This window comes from Mycobacterium sp. (assembly GCF_040509115.1).
Classification (GTDB): domain Bacteria; phylum Actinomycetota; class Actinomycetes; order Mycobacteriales; family Mycobacteriaceae; genus Mycobacterium.
The window spans coordinates 1-3,060 of sequence record NZ_JBEVLO010000538.1 but is presented as its reverse complement, the minus strand read 5'-3'; the positions used below and the strand labels follow the sequence as shown (position 1 = coordinate 3,060).

Genomic DNA, 3,060 nt, shown 5'->3' with positions numbered 1-3,060 from the left:
GCGGCGCCCCGAAGCCGCGCACCAGGCCGGCCATGGTGGCACCCGAGCCGACGGCGACCGCGACGTGGTCGGGTTGCACACCCTGCGAATCGATCTCGCGCGCGACCTCGAGGTAGGCATTGGTCGTCTCCGGCGTCGAACCCCCGAACGGGATGACCGCCGGACGGCGGCCAGCATCGTGCAGTTCGGCCGCCACCTCCGCCACGCGCGCCGCCAGCGCGGCGTCGTCGCCGTCGACCCATACGATCGTCGCGCCGAGCAGAGCGTCGAGAGCGAGGTTTCCGGCCTTGCGTCCCGTGCCGGGCGTACCCGCCAGGACGAGTACGACGTCCAGGCCGAGGCGTGCGGCTGCCGCTGCGGTCAGGCGGGCGTGGTTCGACTGAGCCGCACCGCTGGTGACGAGCGTGTCCGCCCCGTCCGCCACCGCGCGCCCACACGTCCACTGCAGCTTGCGGACCTTGTTGCCGCCCCCACCCAAACCGATCAGGTCGTCGCGCTTGATCCACAGGCGACCCCGGCTCAGGCCGATCGTCGAGGCGAGGCGGGGCGCCTCCTCCAGCGGGGTGGGCCACGTCCCGAGGGTCATCGCCGTCACTTCGCACCTCCAAGGAACGTCAGGGACTTCGGGTCGAGTCCGATCGCGCGGCTCGACCATACTTCGTGACCGCTGGATCGAATAGCGGTCGCAGTCATCGCAATTCGGAGGGCGCCACCCACTCCGTCGGGCGCAACAGGACGATCTCGGGAATGATGCAGGTCCGCGACAGCCGCGTGGTCATCCGTACGGTCTCGGCGACGTCGCGCGGTGTGATCATCTCGACGGCCCCGCCCTCGCGCGCTTCGTCCGCCATCGGGGTGTCGGTGAGCCCCGGGCAGATGGCGGTCGCCTTGATGCCCTCGCCTGCGAGTTCGTCGTGCAGGGCCTCGGTGAAGCCGATCACCGCCGCCTTGGACGCGGAGTACGCCGCGAGCATGGCCTCTCCGCGCTTGCCTGCGTTGGACGAGGTGGTCACCACCTGCGCCGTCCCCCGCTCACCGATTGCCTTGCGCAGCAGAGGAAGACACTTGGTCGTGAGCAGGATGACGGCTCGGGTGTTGACGGCGAACTGCGCGTCGACGAACTCGGAGGTGAGTTCGCCAACGGCCATTGCGCCTCCCACCCCCGCATTGTTCACCAGGAGGTCGAGCGAGCCGAAGCACCGGGCGTGCGACACCACGATCTGATCGAGGAAGGCCTCGTCGGCCAGCGAACCGGCAAGCAATCGCACTTCGGGCCCGTCGGCAGGGACGAGCGCCTCGGCGGCGGCCTGCAACTTCTCGCGGTCGCGACCGACCATCGTGACGGCGAAACCCTCCTCGTGCAGCGCCTCGGTGATCGCTCGGCCGATGCCTCCGCCGGCTCCGGTGACGATGGCCGTGCGCACGGTGTCGGTCATGGTCGAGATATATCCCAGAACGCCTCGGTTCGCTCGGCGACCCGCTGCGGGTACTCACCGCTGATCGCGTGCGACGCGTCGGGCCATACCTCGACCTTCCCGTGTGACAACAGTTTCCGGGCCCGATCCGCCGCGCGGGCTGGGTTTAGCATCACACTTCGACCACCAAGCACCGCCAGCACGGGGATGCCGAGCTCTCGCAGCTGGTCCTCGGCGATCAGTCTCGGCGGCGGGAGCCGCAGGACGAAGTCGACCATCGAGGCGGCGATCAGCCGTGCCTCCGGCACCGACTCGTCGACGTCCGCGCCGCCCGAGATCCACCGCAGCACGCGCCGCCGCAGGGCCCCCGGCACGGCAGGACTCAGCATCGCGCCGGAGGCCAACAGGGTCCTCACCGGAATGCGCGCGAACGTCTGGACCGGGTCCAACAGTGCCAGCGACGCGACCCGGCCCGGCAGGTGCGCGGCGTAGTTCACCGCCGTCCAGCCCCCGATCGAGGCACCGAGGAGATGCACCGACGTCAACCCGAGACCGACGAGCGTGTCGTCCAACCACCGCGCCTGGTCACCTGGCCCGGTGATCGGCCGGGTCTGCACCGAAAGCCCGGCTTCGCCAAGCAGATCCAGGCCGTAGACGGTGCGGCGCTGAAGCAGCGCGGGCAGATTGGCCGCCCACATGGGGGTGGCCGCGCCGCGCCCGGGCAGCAGCACGACCGGCGTGGCAGCCGACGGCCCATCGAAGCGGTAGGCGCGCACGCTGCCGAACGACGTGGTGACGTCGGTCTGGGCATCGAACGGCGGAAGCTGTTGCATACCAGCGCGATACGCATCGATAAAGTGCGCGAATCCGTCGTGCCCCACGTCGCCGACGAAGTGCCCCAGCTTCGATCTGCTCGACCGTGGCGCGACGTTGACGTCGGGTACGGTCAGGTCCACCGGAGCTACTCGACGGTGACGGACTTGGCGAGGTTGCGCGGCTTGTCGACGTCGTAGCCACGTGCCTGCGCGACGCCCGCGGCGAACACCTGCAACGGAATCGTCGACAGCAGAGGTTGGAACAGCGTTGACACGGCGGGGATTTCGATCAGGTGGTCGGCGTACGGCCGCACGGTGTCGTCGCCCTCCTCGGCGATGACGATCGTGATGGCGCCACGTGCCTGGATCTCGCGGATGTTGCTCATCAGCTTGGAGTGCAGCATCGCCGCGTTCTTCGGCGAGGGCATCACGACGATGACGGGAAGGCCGTCCTCGATCAGTGCGATCGGCCCGTGCTTGAGCTCGCCAGCCGCGAAGCCCTCGGCGTGCATGTATGCCAGCTCCTTGAGCTTGAGCGCACCTTCCAACGCCACGGGATAGCCGACGTGGCGGCCAAGGAAGAGCACGGTCGACGACGACGCGAACCGGTGAGCCAGTGCGGTGACCGGTTCCATGCACGTCAGCACCCGCGCGATGAGATCGGGCATCGACTCGAGCTCGGTGAACTCTCGCTCGACCTCGTCGGGGTACTTGGTGCCGCGCGCCTGGGCCAGCGCCAACCCCACCAAGTAGTTGGCGGCGATCTGCGCCAGGAACGTCTTGGTCGACGCGACGCCGATCTCCGGCCCGGCGCGGGTGTAGAGCACGGC

At 69.2% G+C, this 3,060-nt stretch carries 4 protein-coding genes; all 4 read right to left on the bottom strand.

The window, feature by feature from the left end:
- Nucleotides 1-586, bottom strand: a 586-nt coding sequence (locus tag ABW137_RS36140; protein WP_526407835.1) for a pyridoxal-phosphate dependent enzyme, incomplete at its 3' end; no start/stop codon positions are given.
- A gap of 103 nt (nucleotides 587-689) precedes the next feature.
- A complete protein-coding gene (locus ABW137_RS36135) occupies nucleotides 690-1,436 on the bottom strand; it encodes an SDR family NAD(P)-dependent oxidoreductase (protein WP_526407833.1) in 747 nt (248 codons plus the stop codon).
- The gene (locus ABW137_RS36130; protein ID WP_526407831.1) at nucleotides 1,433-2,371 is read right to left on the bottom strand and encodes an alpha/beta fold hydrolase; all 939 of its coding nucleotides are present in this window, start codon (nucleotides 2,369-2,371) and stop codon (nucleotides 1,433-1,435) included. Before ABW137_RS36130 ends, ABW137_RS36135 begins: the two co-directional genes overlap by 4 nt.
- Before the next feature lie 5 nt (nucleotides 2,372-2,376).
- The coding region (locus tag ABW137_RS36125; RefSeq protein ID WP_526407829.1) for an SIS domain-containing protein at nucleotides 2,377-3,060 on the bottom strand (684 nt) is incomplete at its 5' end.